The organism is Microbacterium halimionae (assembly GCF_011761265.1).
In the GTDB taxonomy this organism is placed as follows: domain Bacteria; phylum Actinomycetota; class Actinomycetes; order Actinomycetales; family Microbacteriaceae; genus Microbacterium; species Microbacterium halimionae.
This window is the reverse complement of sequence record NZ_JAAOZB010000002.1, coordinates 1,080,499-1,096,106: the sequence shown is the minus strand read 5'-3', so window position 1 is coordinate 1,096,106 and position 15,608 is coordinate 1,080,499. Positions and strand designations below refer to the sequence as shown.

13 protein-coding genes are annotated in these 15,608 nt (G+C 58.9%); 9 read left to right on the top strand and 4 right to left on the bottom strand.

Annotated features, from left to right (window positions below; all coding sequences use genetic code 11):
• The first annotated feature begins 162 nt into the window (after nt 1–162).
• The 3 genes from FHS06_RS13025 (at nt 163) to rpsA (ending at nt 3,253) form a co-directional block, all read left to right on the top strand.
• Nucleotides 163–936, top strand: coding sequence for a hypothetical protein (locus FHS06_RS13025; RefSeq protein ID WP_167049941.1), 774 nt, complete (start codon nt 163–165; stop codon nt 934–936).
• 90 nt (nt 937–1,026) lie between these two features.
• On the top strand, nt 1,027–1,593 hold the full coding sequence (locus FHS06_RS13020) for a ribonuclease H family protein (protein WP_167049939.1): 567 nt from the start codon (nt 1,027–1,029) through the stop codon (nt 1,591–1,593).
• 196 nt (nt 1,594–1,789) lie between these two features.
• The gene (gene rpsA, locus FHS06_RS13015; RefSeq protein WP_167049937.1) at nt 1,790–3,253 is read left to right on the top strand and encodes a 30S ribosomal protein S1; all 1,464 of its coding nucleotides are present in this window, start codon (nt 1,790–1,792) and stop codon (nt 3,251–3,253) included.
• 81 nt (nt 3,254–3,334) lie between these two features.
• Here the strand turns inward: rpsA and FHS06_RS13010 are convergent, their stop codons facing one another.
• The 4 genes from FHS06_RS13010 to FHS06_RS12995 all read right to left on the bottom strand — a co-directional run bounded on the left by FHS06_RS13010 (nt 3,335) and on the right by FHS06_RS12995 (nt 7,462).
• Nucleotides 3,335–4,360, bottom strand: a complete 1,026-nt coding sequence (locus FHS06_RS13010) for a helix-turn-helix transcriptional regulator (RefSeq protein WP_167049935.1) — start codon at nt 4,358–4,360, stop codon at nt 3,335–3,337.
• A 112-nt stretch (nt 4,361–4,472) separates the two neighbouring features.
• On the bottom strand, nt 4,473–5,867 hold the full coding sequence (locus tag FHS06_RS13005; RefSeq protein ID WP_167049933.1) for an ATP-binding protein: 1,395 nt from the start codon (nt 5,865–5,867) through the stop codon (nt 4,473–4,475).
• A gap of 155 nt (nt 5,868–6,022) precedes the next feature.
• The gene (locus FHS06_RS13000; RefSeq protein WP_167049931.1) at nt 6,023–6,433 is read right to left on the bottom strand and encodes a hypothetical protein; all 411 of its coding nucleotides are present in this window, start codon (nt 6,431–6,433) and stop codon (nt 6,023–6,025) included.
• Between the two features lie 183 nt (nt 6,434–6,616).
• Nucleotides 6,617–7,462 (bottom strand): class I SAM-dependent methyltransferase, encoded by an 846-nt coding sequence (locus tag FHS06_RS12995; protein ID WP_167049929.1) that lies wholly within the window; start codon nt 7,460–7,462, stop codon nt 6,617–6,619.
• A 72-nt stretch (nt 7,463–7,534) separates the two neighbouring features.
• Between FHS06_RS12995 and FHS06_RS12990 the strand changes: the two genes are divergently transcribed.
• The 6 genes from FHS06_RS12990 (at nt 7,535) to FHS06_RS12960 (ending at nt 15,594) form a co-directional block, all read left to right on the top strand.
• The gene (locus FHS06_RS12990; protein ID WP_167049927.1) at nt 7,535–9,133 is read left to right on the top strand and encodes an MFS transporter; all 1,599 of its coding nucleotides are present in this window, start codon (nt 7,535–7,537) and stop codon (nt 9,131–9,133) included.
• Between the two features lie 44 nt (nt 9,134–9,177).
• On the top strand, nt 9,178–10,902 hold the full coding sequence (locus FHS06_RS12985) for a sensor histidine kinase (RefSeq protein ID WP_167049925.1): 1,725 nt from the start codon (nt 9,178–9,180) through the stop codon (nt 10,900–10,902).
• Nucleotides 10,899–12,086 (top strand): diguanylate cyclase, encoded by a 1,188-nt coding sequence (locus FHS06_RS12980; RefSeq protein ID WP_167049923.1) that lies wholly within the window; start codon nt 10,899–10,901, stop codon nt 12,084–12,086. The genes FHS06_RS12985 and FHS06_RS12980 overlap by 4 nt, the downstream gene beginning before the upstream one ends.
• A 34-nt stretch (nt 12,087–12,120) precedes the next feature.
• Complete coding sequence (gene coaE / locus FHS06_RS12975; protein ID WP_167049921.1) at nt 12,121–12,726, top strand: dephospho-CoA kinase; 606 nt, start codon at nt 12,121–12,123, stop codon at nt 12,724–12,726.
• Nucleotides 12,727–12,805: 79 nt separating this feature from the next.
• On the top strand, nt 12,806–14,881 hold the full coding sequence (gene uvrB, locus FHS06_RS12970) for an excinuclease ABC subunit UvrB (RefSeq protein ID WP_167049919.1): 2,076 nt from the start codon (nt 12,806–12,808) through the stop codon (nt 14,879–14,881).
• Between the two features lie 278 nt (nt 14,882–15,159).
• Complete coding sequence (locus FHS06_RS12960) at nt 15,160–15,594, top strand: MarR family winged helix-turn-helix transcriptional regulator (RefSeq protein ID WP_167049916.1); 435 nt, start codon at nt 15,160–15,162, stop codon at nt 15,592–15,594.
• Nucleotides 15,595–15,608 lie beyond the last annotated feature (14 nt).

Below are 15,608 nucleotides of genomic sequence, written 5' to 3'. Positions count from 1 at the left end.
AACTCGGCGGTGCTTCGCGGCCCCGGCGAGTTTAGTTGATCCGGATGCAGCGGTTTTATTCCCGGGCGGTTCTCGGTGGCGACAACCGGAGCATCGGTAGGCTGACCTTACCTGGGCCTGTAAAAACTTCGCTGGCCCCCTACGAAAGGCATGATTTACCTCATGGGTTATATCAAATCCGCCGCTCTCGAAGAGACCGGCTACGTCGTTCTCGACTCCTACAACAGGGAACTCGACCCCAAAGAGTGGCTCGATATCGAATACAACGACTGGAAGTCGTCGGGCGATACTCGCTTTGCTCCGTTGGCAAGCGCCTTCGGCGACATCGAGTGCAATGGCTTCTGGAATCACAAGCCGCCGCGTACCGACAAAGACGGTGTCTGGATCGATTCGCAGGTAGAGAAGGCACCCGAACTCACCCGTCGCGCACAGGAGCCCGGCGCGAACGTGGGTCGTTGTCGCGTGATCGAGCTGCAGCCCAACACCTACGCGGACTGCCTTTACAACCTTCACCAGGACGACAACAATCGCTTGAATCCGGACGGGACCGGTTGGGTCGTACGGGGGTTCTTCAACCTCACCGACGATAAAGATAGCTACTTCGTTTTGCGTCACAACCGCACCGACCCGGAGGGTGAAGTGCGTATCGCACTGCCTGCTGGTGCGCAGCTGATCGTCGACACGCAGCGCTTGTGGCACGCGGCCACTCACCCCGGTGATGAAGCACGCTACTGCCTCATCACATCGTGGACGTCTGGCCCCGAGCTGGACGCCTACATCGAGAAGTACAACGGTGTCTCGCATGTCGAGAGCGTTGACGTTCCGCAGGACGTGCTCGATGCAGGTCAGGCCGAGCAGTCTCGCCGTCTGGCCGCTCGCGCCGCATATTACGCCGCAAAGGGCCAGGCCGAGAAGACAGCAATGAGCGAGGCATAACCTCGCATTCCACATGAAGAAGGCCTCGGAGTGTGGTCCGAGGCCTTCTTCATGTGCATCGACCCTTGGTGATGCTGAAAGAATTGGCGGATGCCCGAGCATCACACGACCGAGATTGATACCTATACCCTCGCCACTGATGGTGCGTGCAAGGGGAACCCTGGCCCTGCGGGATGGGCCTGGGTAGGCGAAGACGGACATTGGTCTGCCGGGTCAATCCCGGAAGGCACGAACAATATCGGTGAGCTGCTCGCGCTCTTGTACGCCATTACTGATCACCCGCACGTACGTCGCCTCACAGTTCAGGCGGATTCGATGTACGCAATCGATACATACTCCAAATGGATGGACGGTCATGCCCGCCGGGGCTGGTTGACGAGTGCAAAGAAGCCCACCGCGAACCGGGACATTTTGGAGCAGCTCATTGTGGCGCGTGACGAACGACGCGCCAGTGGGATGCCTGATGTCATCCTGGAGCACGTGCGCGGTCACAGCGGACATCGTCTCAACAGCTGGGCCGACGAGCGTGCTGTTCGAGCATCCGAGCATGCAGCAAAGGGTGAGCGCCTGATCTGGTCATCGGCACGAGGACTGCACCCGCTCGAGGTGACTGTGGATCCTCCGAAGAGTGCTGCTGATAAGGCTGGCCGCCGCTAAGAAACGGATTGTTACGCGTGTCCTGCTCTGCCTGTAGTGCATGCGTGGATTCTGATAGCCTTAGACGTCACGATTTTCGTCTGTTTTGGCGTGCAACCGTGATATCGCAACAAAAATCCGCTTCGCTGTGTGCCCTGGCATCATTTTGCCCGTGTGTCGCAGCCTGACACCCAACCCAACAAGGACAACCCACTACATGACTACCGCAACGACCGCCCCGGCCACCAAGCAGGTCGCCATCAATGACATCGGATCTGCTGAGGACTTCCTGGCCGCGGTCGAGAAGACCCTCAAGTTCTTCAACGACGGAGACCTGATTGAAGGCACCGTCGTCAAGATCGATCGCGACGAGGTCCTCCTCGATGTCGGTTACAAGACTGAGGGTGTCATCCCCTCTCGCGAACTTTCCATCAAGCACGATGTTGACCCCAATGAGGTTGTCAAGGTCGGCGACGAGGTCGAAGCTCTTGTTCTCCAGAAGGAAGACAAAGAAGGCCGCCTCATCCTCTCCAAGAAGCGCGCACAGTACGAGCGTGCATGGGGAGACGTCGAGAAGATCAAGGAAGACGACGGCGTCGTCACCGGTTCGGTTATCGAGGTCGTCAAGGGTGGCCTGATCGTCGACATCGGGCTCCGTGGCTTCCTTCCCGCATCGCTCATCGAGCTGCGTCGTGTTCGTGACCTCACGCCTTACCTCGGCCAGGAACTCGAAGCGAAGATTCTCGAGCTTGACAAGAACCGCAACAACGTTGTGCTCTCGCGTCGCGCATTGCTTGAGCAGACGCAGTCCGAGTCGCGCACCAGCTTCCTGAACAACCTTCACAAGGGCCAGGTCCGCAAGGGTGTCGTTTCGTCGATCGTTAACTTCGGTGCGTTCGTTGACCTCGGCGGCGTCGACGGTCTTGTTCACGTCTCTGAGCTCTCCTGGAAGCACATCGAGCACGCTTCTGAGGTTGTCGAAGTTGGCCAGGAAGTTACTGTCGAGATCCTCGAGGTTGACCTGGACCGCGAGCGTGTATCGCTCTCGCTTAAGGCAACGCAGGAAGACCCGTGGCAGGTATTTGCGCGTACCCACGCAATCGGCCAGGTCGCGCCCGGTAAGGTCACCAAGCTCGTTCCCTTCGGCGCTTTCGTTCGCGTCGCCGACGGCATCGAGGGCCTCGTGCACATCTCGGAGCTTTCGGGCAAGCACGTTGAACTCGCTGAGCAGGTCGTTTCGGTTGGCGAAGAGGTTTTCGTCAAGGTCATCGACATTGACCTCGAGCGTCGCCGCATCTCGCTCTCGCTGAAGCAGGCCAACGAGGCAGTCGACCCGTTCGGCACCGAGTTCGATCCCGCCCTCTACGGCATGGTCACCGAGTACGACGAGAACGGGGAGTACAAGTACCCCGAGGGCTTCGACTCCGAGACCAATGCCTGGAAGGAAGGCTTCGACACCCAGCGCGAGGCTTGGGAGCAGGAATACGCTGCTGCACAGGGCCGTTGGGAAGCGCACAAGGCAGCTGTCACCAAGGCAGCAGAAGCCGAGGCAGCTAACCCGATCGGTGAAGACATGAGCGTCTCCAGCTCTGCAGCTCCGGCGAGCTCTTCGAGCTCCGCTGGCACGCTGGCAGATGACGAGGCCCTCGCGGCACTCCGCGAGAAGCTCGCGGGTCGCTGATCTTCGTAGCATTCTGAAGAGGGCCGGAACCGTTTGGTTCCGGCCCTCTTTTCTTGCATGTCGATGGGCCGCCAACGGAAGTCAGGGACTTTTGACCTCGAGAGCCGCGAGCTCTTCGCGACCATTCACCTCGAGCTTGCGGTAGATATTCCCGAGGCGATTCTCAACAGTTCGCACTGAAACGCCGAGCTGTTCGGCGATGTGTCGGCTGCGTATTCGCCGCGCCGCGAGGTGAGCAATCTCAAGTTCTCGTCGTGATAACAGCCCAACTCTGAGTGTTTTCGTTTGCGATTGCCGCAGTGCCGGATCTGCCGAGGCGCTTTCGTTGAGCTCCGCACAGACAAGCAGAGTTCTGCGGCGAATCATGGCATCGGAGGATTGGGCGGCAGCGACGCTGCAGAGGTGAAGCGCGAAAGCATCGAGACCGGCAGCGCGCAACCTCGAAGTCAGCGATACAGCGACAGCGTGATCCTCTCGCGATGCTGCATCGGCGGCTTGGCATACGGCGGTAAATATTTCCGATGAGCGCTCGGAGGTGGATTTCTTCAAGACGTCGAACACAGCATTCGGCATTCCTATCCGGATCGCGATAGTCGCGGTGATGGCCGCCAGCACGTCGTGCTCTTGCGCGAGCGCTTGCTCGACAGCCGCGCGGAGGCGTTGCGCGGCCTCTTCGCGCCTACCCGCGGAGACATCTAGCCAGGCGAGGACTTCAGCTCGCTGGAGGACAGTTTTCACATCTTGCAAGGACGCCGCAGGTAGCTCAGCTAAGCGCGTGCGGGCGAGATCTACGTCACCTACGAGCGCCGCTGTCGTTGCAGAAAGGGCTCGAGCGCACCCAACGAGGCCGGTGGAGTCTCGCCACTCAAGTTGGCGCACTGCCAACTCTGCAAGATCTTCAGCTTTGCCGTGGGCGCCGGCATGCACATGGATGAGGGCGAGAGTGTACGCCCAGATACCGGCCGCTTCCGTCGGCCCACTCGCTCGGCGCAATGCCGCAAAGTCATGAGCGTCGACAATTCGACCATCGGCGACGGCGACGAGAAACTCAGAGAGATCAAGCAAATCCGACGCGTGCGGCAGATCCTTGTGTGTTTGCGGCAACATTGCCCGTGTCGCGGAGATCCGCGGCCACAGCATCCGTCGAATGTCCGGCCATGGTGGCGACCATGGCCGGACCAAACCGTGGGATACCGCGCTGAGTGCGTCGGTTCGGGCACTACCGTTCAGTTCTCCTAGATTCGCTTGCTCTCCTGCCATCAATCGCCACTTGATGAGTTCGGGCAGCACGATCTCTCTCGCCGTTGCAGAGAGCGCGGGAAGGCTGAGCGTTGTTCGCGAGATCGCGAGATCGCGAGATCGCGAGCTCAGGCCGGCGCATTCTGTAAGCCTCATGCTGTCCCCATCGGAGTAGAACGAGAGCGCGATCCTCATCGGACGGCGCCGCCAACATCGATGACGCGAATCCTTCTTCTGCTTCCGTGACATCCCCGACAGCAGGCGCCGCTACGGCGAGAATGAAGTCTGTCGTGAAGTCTCCTCCGCGGTATCGGGCAGCGCGTGCGAGCCGTAACCCGGCTGCCGCGTCGCGGGCGTCGCGAGCAAAGCTCGCAGCCCACTCCAATTCTCGGACATCCGTTTCGGGCTCTCCGAGGAGGAGATGCGCGGCGGTGAAACGATCAGAGTCGACGCCCGTGGAGCGCAGCGCGGCGGCGGCCCGGCGCACAGTTTCCTTGTGAACGGTGGTGCTCATGTCACCAGCAATCGCTTCCGTAAAGAATGGATGCGCCAGACGAACGAGTTGCCGTTCGTCTGGCGCTATTGACACAACCGCTCGGCGTCGCAGTTCGTCGAGTGCATCAGCACCCATGGACAACGCCAAGGATGCAGGCCAGGGCTGCGACACACTGAGCAGTTGCGCCAGTTGGCGCGCTGCAGGATGAAGGTCGATTATTCGTGTTCGCACGTTGTCGAGCCAGTATCGCGGAAGAGAAGTTGGCTCGATTACGACACCGAAGTCCTTCGCCAGCACTCGCCCCGCGTGCTGGGCCTCGAAGACAATTTCACGAAGGTAGAGGGGATTGCCCTCAACGTGTCGCTGCAGAGTTGCCCCCATATCGGGCTGAAGTGGCCTGTCGAGGTAACGTTCGACGATCTCTTCGACTTCCACGGCTGACAGTGGTGGCACGTCGATCACATCGAGGAGATTCTCGTGATGCAGCCTTTCCAACGGGCCGTGAATCTTGTGCTCGTCACGAGCCGTCATCACCGCGGCGACTCCGAACACTCTTATGAGCTGATACAGAGTGCTCGCCGAGATATCGTCAAGAAGGGGTGCATCATCGACGACCAAAATGTACTCGTTCGGCGCCGCGCCGATCAGCGTCACCAGGGACTGCGCGCGCAGATCGATGCGCTTCTCAGATGCTGGGGCCGTGGCGAGAAGTGGAGCTAGAGCTGCGAGCGGTACGTGCGTGAGCTCAGCAAGACCCACGATCGGCACGACACGCAAACCGCGTTCGGAGAGTGCTCGCGCAGCGTGGGCCGCGATTGTGGTTTTGCCGATTCCGCTCGGACCGCGGATGAGCTGCGAACGTGCAGGACGCCGTGTCACTGCGCTGATGATGTGGGCAACGAGTGCGCCGCGCGCAAGCAACGGCCAGGACGCCGGATCGCTACGATGTTCCCCATCGCTCTGAGAGTAGCGAGAGGGTGAGGGGCGCAGCAACGCTAACTTGGAGCGCTCAGCTACCACGGACGGAACTCGCGCTATGACTGGGTCGCGACCACTGAGTAACTGACTGAATACCCGCCGTTTTCTTCATCCTGAAACCACGACAACAGAATTGTCAGGTCGTCATCGGCGACGCTCACTGTTTTGAATCCACCCAGGTCGGCCGTAGTGACTTCTGCGTAGCCGAGAGCATTCAAGTCAGCGATGGTGTCTTCCACGGTTCGTTCATCAGCCGTCAAGATGGTCGCGGAGTATGAGTCATCAATCCGCATCGCGGATATCACTTCTCCCTCTGGCATGGGGAGGCCAGGCCACCCATCTGGCGGACCTATATCTGAACCGCCGTTGACGTCGATATCGACGTCCGCACCGCTCGCGCCCCCTACTGCTTGCGCTACGAGAATCTCAGCTCCACCCTGAACGAGCTGATCAATAGGGTTGGCCATGCAACCAGACTAGGCTGCGGCGATGACCGTGATAACGGCTATTTCAGCGAATTTCGTTGCACGTGTGTCCGACACCGTCTGAACCTCTCTCCGAATGACTATTCATTTAGAGCGTGCACTGAACTTTTTCTCCCGTCGATAGGTAGAAGTTACCTAGGCTCGCTATCGAGCTGTTAGCGCTCGTCAGTTTTTCCGCGCAACAATCGTGTAAGTGCAGGGCACGACATCCCGCTCCGGCGCTGGCCACACGTACGCTCTGTCTACCTCGATCATGCGGTCGCTGAACCGCCAGGGCAAAGTATCGCCCTCGTCGAAGAACTCGATGCGAAGCCCAGCCGCGATGAGCGACATGACGATCTGCGACAACGGATGCGGCCACTCGTAGGTGCGCGTATTCGTGATTTTGCCGTCGCCAGCATACGTCGATTCGTCGTCCCACTCCTGCGCACGGCCGACGTTGAAGTAGCGATATCGCAGCTGCAAACTGGGAGCACTCTCGTCGAGCGAATAGAGGATCGGATGCCCATCCCGGATGAAGAATACGCCTCCGGGTTTGAGGAGGGAGGCGATCTGCCTGGCCCATTTGTTTAGATCACCGAGCCAGGTGATTGTCCCAATGCTTGTGTAGACAACATCAAACGTGGCGCGCACTGCGGCTGCCGCGTCGAGAACATCGGTCAAGACCCAGGACGCGGGCACTTGCGCGCGGTCAGCCAGTCGCTCGGCGGACTCAAGTGCAGGGGCCGAAAAGTCGACACCGGTGACCGTGGCACCAGAACGGGCGAGCGAAACCGTGTCGGTACCGATGTGGCACTGCAAATGACACAACTCAAGCCCACGCAGCGATTGCGCGGGCAGGAACCGCGAAAGCACCGGAAGGTCGTCTTGGACCACGCGCGAAATATAGTGCGGGTCGTCGAACCTCCCGAGCTCATATGCTTCCTCGTGGATCGCGACGCGATCGTTCCAATTCTTGAGATTCGCATCTCTTGCGTCCGACCACTCGATGTCGGCATCGTCCCCGTTCATAATCTGAAGGATAGCGTCGAGGTCCGGTGCCATCGGAGCGAGCGGTCTTCCTGCCACCGGTAGGGTAGGCGCATGAACGACCCCGCTGCGAGCACAGCTACGTCGATAGCTCCCGAAGCGCCCAAACGCCCGGTACTCGTGCTCTCGGCTCTGATACTCGCCGCGCTGGTGTGCAATATCAACCTCGCCGCGGCCAATATTGCGCTGCCGGAAATTGGGGATGCCTTTGGTGCCGGTCAAACGTCGCTAAATCTTGTCGCGCTGGGCTGTTCGCTCGGGCTTGCGATGTCAGTGCTCTATCTCGGAGCTTTAGCCGATCGATACGGACGTAAACAGCTTTTACTCCTCGGGCTTGCATTGACGGTTATTGTCAGCTTCTTTGCCGCCTTCGCCCCGTCTATTGAGCTCCTTATCGTTGCTCGGCTCTTCACCGGGATTGCTGCCGGAATGGCCTACCCCACGACGCTTTCGCTCATTACAGCGCTGTGGGCGCAAGGAAAACAGCGAACTACCGCGATCGCGCTGTGGTCGAGCGTTTCCGCCATGTCAACGGTCATCGGGTCAGTTTTGGCTGGACTTCTCCTCGAAAAGTTCTGGTGGGGGTCTGCTTTTCTTCTCGCGGCTCCAATCGCAGCGCTCGGCTTCATCCTGGTATTCCTCTTTGTTCCTTCGCATGTTGCAGAGTCGAAAGAGAAAGTGGATCACTTCGGTGGAGTTCTCTCGGTATTCGCTGTCGCGACACTGGTGTTGGGTATCGGTATCGTCTTCGCTCCCGGGGATGGGGCAGCGGGCCTCACCCTTATCTCTGTCGCCGTCGTGTTCCTCGTCGGTTTTGCCTGGCGTCAGATGACGGCCGTGAACCCGCTATACGACCTCAAGGTCGCGCGGCGGCGAATGTTCTGGGTGCCTGCTGTGGCGGGCATGATTGTTTTCGGCGCGCTCATGGGATTCATGTTCGTCGCGCAGCAGTTCCTGCAAGACATCTTGGGATACGGCACTCTCGATGCTGGACTCGCGGCAATACCAGCAGCTGTCGGCTTGCTCCTCTTCGCACCTTTCTCAGCGCGCCTCGTCTCGACGCGAGGCACCCGGGTAACGATGCTCACAGGTTACGGACTTGTGCTTGTGGGGTTCGTCACGACGTTGTTCTGGCGCGAACACACTCCCTATTGGCTAGTAGGCGCCGGGTTTTTCGTCATCGGATGCGGAGTGGCTTTCGCCATGACACCGGCGTCTCGCGCACTGACCGACTCGACGCCGATTCATCGCATCGGTATGGCATCCGCGACATCCGACCTTCAGCGTGATCTGGGTGGCTCCATCTTGCAAGCGTTGCTCGGCGCGATCCTCGCTGCCGGCTTCGCGCGTTCGTTCGGTAATCTCATCGCGGCTAGCTCGGAATCGACCACTGTGACAGCGGAGGTTACCCGTGCGCTTCAAGCGTCCTACTCGTCTGCGCTCCATGTAGCTGAGCAGTACCCACAGTTCAAAGATCAAATTCTCGCGGGCGCGACCCAGAGTCTGGTTGCGGGTGCTCTCGGCGCCTACCTCGTGGGGGCGATCGCGATTGTTGTAGGTGCCGCTTTGATCGCTATCTTTGTGCCATCCCATGAGCACGAAAAAGAGTTGCTCATAGGCTATGAAAAGCAGGATGCGATGGCAGCGCCCTAAATTCGCCGTCGCCGCGCCTCGACATCTAGCGGTACCGTCAGACTATGAAGCGTGCTGAGGGCAACGTTGCGTCGGGGGAGACTTCGCGCGGCACGTGGGCATTGGCCCACATTGGACGTCAGCCTGGCACGTACGCGGACGCAGATCGCGCGCGTAGCGCACTGTTGAATCAAGTACCGCTCTGCGCCGTCGTTCTTGTGATTCTTGTTCTTGAATTCGCTGTCGGTGCGACCACTGACCCCGGCTTCTTTCTCCTCGGGGTATTACTCATCTTCGCGTCTGCCGGTGCGACCCTGATCGTGCCGTGGAATCGTGGCAGTGCTCTTTTGATCGCGGTCATCCCGATCATCGACATATTCGCGATTGCGATTCTGCGTTCCGCCAGTCCCGCCGGCGGATATGGGTTGCTGTGGGTGTTCCCTGCGATGTGGCTGGGTTCGCTTGGATTGGCGACGATGATAACGAGCCTTGTCGTGATACCGCCGCTGTACTGGGTGCTGCTGGTGCTCTCGAATGCGGCCTTCGGGCTGTTCTCCGCGTTTGTTCTCCCTGCTGTGATCGCCGCGGTTTCTTTCGCGAGTTTTACCGCGGCCCGGCGCAGCGGAGCGCAGCGCGTCCTCACTGTTTCGAGATCAGAAGTGCTGGCTGGTGCTTTGGCTCGCGCGCAGCGGCACGAACAACTCGTCACAGATGTTCTCGATTCTGTCGATTTCGGCGTCGTTCGTTTTACTGCGGGCGGCGATACCGCCTTCATGAACGATGCGTACTGCCGTCTTGTTGACATGATTCCCGGGTTCGCTGACCCGAACATCACTGCAGCGAACCTCTACGCCTCGGACGGAACGACTGAAGTCTCGGCAACCGCCAGCTCGATCGCGCGTGCACTTAGAGGCGAGGTTTTCGATCGTGACGTTCTCTGGCACGGTGCGCCGAATGAGCGACGTTGGGCTGTGAGCAGCACAGCTCGAAAGATCCGGGATGAGCGCGGCGTCGACGCTGGCACGGTGGTAATTGTGCAGGACGTGACAGCTGCGCTCACTGCCCAGCGCGCGCGAGACGAACTTGTGGCCTCTATCTCCCATGAGTTGAGAACCCCGCTGACTTCGTTGATGGGTCATCTTGACCTCGCGCTCGATGATGCTGACCTCTCTACGCGCGCGCGGGAGAATCTCACGGTTGCCGCACGCAGTGGAGATCGCCTCGGCGAGATCGTCGCAGAGGTTTTGACGGCATCCCGAACGTCTCGACTTTCGCTCGATATGAATATGTCACCTGAGGATCTTGATGTGGCGCGCTTGCTTCTGCGAACAGCAGAAGAGTGGCGCGCGGCGGCGGACGAACGTGCGATAACTATCAATACGGATGGTGTTCACTCTGCTCGTGTGTGCGGTGACCCCGTTCGACTGCGTCAAGTCTTTGACAACCTGATAAGTAACGCGATCCAGTTCAATCGGGATGGTGGTCTCGTCACTGTGGTGTCACACGAAGACAGCGAATTGGGAACCACGGTGACCGTGCACGACACGGGAAGCGGAGTTCCACTCGCGGCCCAAGAGCGACTTTTTGACCGCTTCTTCCGTGGGCAGAGTCGCACAACCGGTGGTACGGGGCTTGGCCTATCGATTAGCCGGGACATAGTGAGAGCCCATAGCGGGGACATTTCGTTTTCGACCGACCTCGGTTCTGGCTCTTCGTTCACAGTGCATTTGCCGCCGCGCGCGGCGAGTCTGAGCGGATTGCGACACTCTGAGAGCGAGATCACGTCGTGATCCTCGATGATTTGACGGTGTCGGTGATGTCCGGCCTGGTCGGTGTGGTCGCTGGAGTACTTTTCATATCAGAAACCCTGATCCGTCGTGACGACGGCCCAGGGCGCGTGTGGGCCTTTGCGTATCTGTGCGGAATGTCGACAACGATTTCTTACATCATTTGGTCTTCAGGCGGCGAAAGTTTCGCTGTCATCGCGGTTGGAAATGCGCTTTTCGCATTCACGACCGGATTTTTATGGCTCGGCGCCCGCCGATTCAACGACCGTTCGCTCTTATGGCCCGGCGTGCTCGTTGCTTCGATTGGTGTGGTGGTCGCGAGCGCAGTCTTGCTCGAAGGTCCGGATGCCGGCTACTGGGCAGGTTCTGTTGTGCTCTTCGCGGCACTTGTCTTTTTCGCCATAGCTGCGTGCTACGAAAGCTTGCGTTCGCCGATGGTACGAGTTTCGAGCGCATGGACGCTGAGTCTGGTCTTCGCACTGGAAGCGGTCTATTTTCTGACGCGAATCATTTTCTATATTGCGTGGGGAGTCGATAGTCCATTTTTCCAGGCATACTTCGGCACAGTTGCGACGAGCATCCTGGTCATGACGCTCACGATCACTGGGCTTGTGGTCACATCGGTGCTGAGGGCTACTCGGTTGCAGGTGCGCGGATATGCCTGGCTCAGCGCTGATGGGGTCGCCTCGGATGGCATTTTGTTAGGCCCAACGTTCGTGGGGGCCATGCGTGACATCGCCGAACGTGCCCGGTGGCGTAGCGAACTTATCAGCGTGATCTCTATCCGAGTCGACGATGTCACCGAGTTGTCTCGAGCTTTCGGCGCCGATCTCGGTAGTGACCTCGTCAATGTCACTCGGCAGGGTGTCCGTCGCTTCGCGCCGTCGACATCAGTGGTGGGAGAAGATGGTGAGGCTGGGCTGCTTATCTGCGCACGCCCCGAAACAGCAGCGGAGGCCCGGAGATATGCGGCGACTGTGTACCGCGGACTTCTCGACGCATTCGCCACGGTAGCGCCCGATGTCATGCCCATCGTGGGCGTCGGGGTCGCGCTTAGTAGTGATTTTGGCTACGATCCACGCGGAATGATCCGGGCCGCAAGGGACGCTGCCAAACGGGCGGCGACAAGCGCCGAAGCTTCTGTGCTTTTTGCTGCCCCAGCAACCATCCCGCATACGAGCGGGTAACGTCGTTCCGCCTTACACGTGCCATGCTCGAGACATGCCTTTAGTTGCATTGACGGGCGGGATCGCCTCGGGAAAATCGACAGTTGCACGATTGCTCGAGGAGAAAGGGGCCGTCATCGTCGACGCCGACCAGATCGTGCGCGATGTTCAGTCACCCGGATCAGGGGTGCTTGCGAGGATCGCCTCTGACTTCGGGGCAGACATGGTCAGTCCAGATGGCTCGCTTGATCGGGCAGCGCTCGGCTCGCGTGTGTTCGCCGATCCAGACGCCCTCTCGAAGCTCAACGCGATTGTGCACCCTGCGGTTCGTGAAGAATCGCAGCGAAGATTCGCTGCCGCATTCGCATCGAACTCACGAGCAATCGTGGTCTACGACGTGCCGTTGTTGGTCGAAGCACGCGTGGACGATCCGTGGGACCTGATTGTGGTCACGCACGCACCGGCCGCAATGCGCATCGAGAGACTCGTGCATCTTCGTGGGATGGAAAGACGTCACGCTGAAGAGCGTATTGCGGCACAAGTTGCGGACGAAGATCGACTTGCTGTCGCAGATGTGATCATTGACACGACGGGCTCCATCGCTGAGACGACCTCACAAGTCGAGCGCCTGTGGACCCAACTTGCGCAGATCTCACATTGACGTGTGATTTGCGTTGAGGTCCGATGCGCTCCACGCGAACGGCGACGCTGATGTCGGAACCCCGCCGTAACCTAGTTTTATGCAGCCGACTCGTTCCGTACGTCCCTTCGAGGTCGTCAGCGACTATGAACCTTCAGGTGACCAGCCGAAGGCGATCGCAGACCTTGCGGCACGCGTCAACGCTGGCGAAACAGATGTCGTCTTGCTCGGAGCCACGGGCACCGGAAAGTCAGCGACGACGGCTTGGCTTGTAGAGCAGGTTCAGCGGCCAACGCTCATACTCGCGCACAATAAGACGCTGGCTGCGCAGCTTGCAAACGAGTTTCGCGAGCTACTTCCTCACAACGCGGTTGAGTATTTTGTCTCGTACTACGACTATTACCAACCGGAAGCGTACGTTCCACAGACCGACACCTTCATTGAGAAAGACTCGTCGATCAACTCAGAAGTTGAGCGGCTGCGTCACTCCACAACGAACTCCCTGCTATCTCGACGAGACGTCGTGGTGGTTTCGACGGTTTCGTGTATCTACGGTCTCGGCGCGCCGGAGGAGTACCTTCGTGCGATGGTCGCGCTCCAAGTGGGGGAGCGATACGACCGTGACGCATTGATTCGACAGTTCATTTCGATGCAGTACAACCGCAATGATGTCGATTTTTCGCGCGGCAATTTCCGTGTACGTGGCGACACGATTGAGATTATTCCGGTGTACGAGGAATACGCGATTCGTATCGAGCTCTTCGGCGACGAGATCGAGGCGCTCTACATGTTGCATCCTTTGACGGGTGACGTGGTCCAAAAGATGCAGTCTGTGCCCATTTTTCCTGCGTCACACTACGTTGCAGGAGCAGACGTTGTGCAGCGCGCAATTGGGACTATTGAAGAAGAACTCGCTGAGCGACTCAAAGAGTTCGAATCCCAGGGAAAACTGTTGGAAGCGCAGCGGTTGCGGATGCGAACGACATTCGACCTTGAAATGCTTCAGCAACTGGGATTCTGCTCCGGAATCGAGAACTATTCACGACACCTCGATGTGCGTGAGCCGGGGGAGCCACCCCACACACTTCTGGACTTTTTTCCAGACGACTTCTTGTTGGTAATTGATGAGTCTCACGTAACCGTTCCGCAGATCGGTGCAATGTACGAGGGCGATGCCTCGCGCAAGCGCACGCTCGTGGAGCACGGATTCCGTCTGCCCAGCGCCATGGACAATCGCCCACTTCGCTGGGACGAGTTCAAGAATCGAATCGGTCAGACCGTTTACCTCTCCGCCACACCCGGGCGCTACGAAATGGGCATCGCTGACGGAATTGTCGAGCAGATCATTCGGCCGACGGGCTTGGTTGACCCGGAGATTGTCGTTAAGCCATCGAAGGGCCAGATTGACGATCTTCTCGAAGAGATTCGGCTTCGTGTCGAGCGTGATGAACGCGTATTGGTCACCACGTTGACAAAGAAGATGTCAGAAGAGCTGACTGACTTTCTGAGCGAGCACGGCGTGCGAGTGCGCTACTTGCATTCGGATGTCGATACGCTCCGCCGTGTCGAATTGCTCACCGAGCTTCGTGCTGGCGTTTACGACGTACTCGTTGGCATCAACCTGCTACGTGAGGGGCTCGACCTGCCTGAGGTTTCGCTCGTTTCGATTTTGGATGCCGACAAAGAGGGCTTCCTTCGTTCTGGAACCTCGCTGATCCAGACCATCGGTCGTGCGGCGCGAAATGTGTCGGGACAAGTCCACATGTATGCCGACAAGATAACCGATTCGATGCGTAAGGCGATTGATGAGACCGATCGTCGTCGTGAGAAACAGATTTCCTACAACACAGAGCACGGGGTAGACCCTCAACCGCTCCGCAAGAAGATTGCTGACATCACCGATGCGCTCCTGCGCGAAGGTGCAGACACCAAAGCGATGTTGGCGCGAAGCGAGTCAGCTGGAAAAGGAAAGAAGAAAGCCCCGACCCCGAACCTTCGTAGCGGCGGTATTGCATCTGAAGGTGCCGACCAGCTGAGATCCACGATCGCTGATCTGTCGGACCAAATGCTGACCGCGGCATCCGAATTGAAATTCGAGCTAGCGGCTCGGCTTCGCGATGAAGTCCAAGATATGAAGAAAGACTTGCGAGCGATGGAACGTGCCGGCCACGCCTAGGGGCAGTGCATGAGCGGCTTCGGACCGCTGCGGTCGAATGTGTGAGCGTCCATCGGAGCGCCGCATAACGGGCACGGTCTCGCAGTGCGCGTCGGTTCAGGAGAAGTCTCATACGGGCCGACCGAGGCCGGGCCTGCGGCTTTTATTAATGTCGCGTTGATCCACGCGTACCAGCCACCGGCTTCGCGGATCCTTGTGCGAAACGAGCGCTTGGCGGCCGGGTCATTTCTATCTGCCATAATTACTTAGTGTACTAATTAATTTCCGGGAGGCGATAAATGTCAGACGAAAACGCACTCCGTCTCGAAAACCAGGTGTGCTTCGCCCTCGTGACCGCAGCGCGAAACATCGTGTCGATCTACCGACCGGTGTTGGAACCATTGGGACTCACGCACCCGCAATACCTAGTAATGCTGGCGTTGTGGGAACGCTCACCTCGATCGCTCGGCGATATTGCTAGCGATCTTGCGATGGAACCGGCGACCCTGTCCCCACTAATCAAACGTCTCGAGGCGCAGGGGAGGGTCAAGCGAACTCGCCGGGCTGCGGACGAACGTGTACTTGATATTTCACTCACGTCGTCGGGCGCGGAGTTGAGAACTGCGGCGCTCGGCATCCCCGCCGAAATCATGCGACGCGTTGGAGTGGATGAGGCTGCTCTTGTGCAGCTTCGTGATGGACTCGCACCGTTCGCATCACAGCGAAGAGAGTAAGCCGAGGCGACCTC

Coding starts and splice junctions, on each gene's coding strand:
- FHS06_RS13025 (WP_167049941.1), top strand. CDS start 163: ATGGGTTATATCAAATCCGCCGCTCTCGAAGAGACCGGCTACGTCGTT.
- FHS06_RS13020 (WP_167049939.1), top strand. CDS start 1,027: ATGCCCGAGCATCACACGACCGAGATTGATACCTATACCCTCGCCACT.
- rpsA (WP_167049937.1), top strand. CDS start 1,790: ATGACTACCGCAACGACCGCCCCGGCCACCAAGCAGGTCGCCATCAAT.
- FHS06_RS13010 (WP_167049935.1), bottom strand. CDS start 4,360: ATGTTGCCGCAAACACACAAGGATCTGCCGCACGCGTCGGATTTGCTT.
- FHS06_RS13000 (WP_167049931.1), bottom strand. CDS start 6,433: ATGGCCAACCCTATTGATCAGCTCGTTCAGGGTGGAGCTGAGATTCTC.
- FHS06_RS12995 (WP_167049929.1), bottom strand. CDS start 7,462: ATGAACGGGGACGATGCCGACATCGAGTGGTCGGACGCAAGAGATGCG.
- FHS06_RS12990 (WP_167049927.1), top strand. CDS start 7,535: ATGAACGACCCCGCTGCGAGCACAGCTACGTCGATAGCTCCCGAAGCG.
- FHS06_RS12985 (WP_167049925.1), top strand. CDS start 9,178: ATGAAGCGTGCTGAGGGCAACGTTGCGTCGGGGGAGACTTCGCGCGGC.
- coaE (WP_167049921.1), top strand. CDS start 12,121: ATGCCTTTAGTTGCATTGACGGGCGGGATCGCCTCGGGAAAATCGACA.
- uvrB (WP_167049919.1), top strand. CDS start 12,806: ATGCAGCCGACTCGTTCCGTACGTCCCTTCGAGGTCGTCAGCGACTAT.
- FHS06_RS12960 (WP_167049916.1), top strand. CDS start 15,160: ATGTCAGACGAAAACGCACTCCGTCTCGAAAACCAGGTGTGCTTCGCC.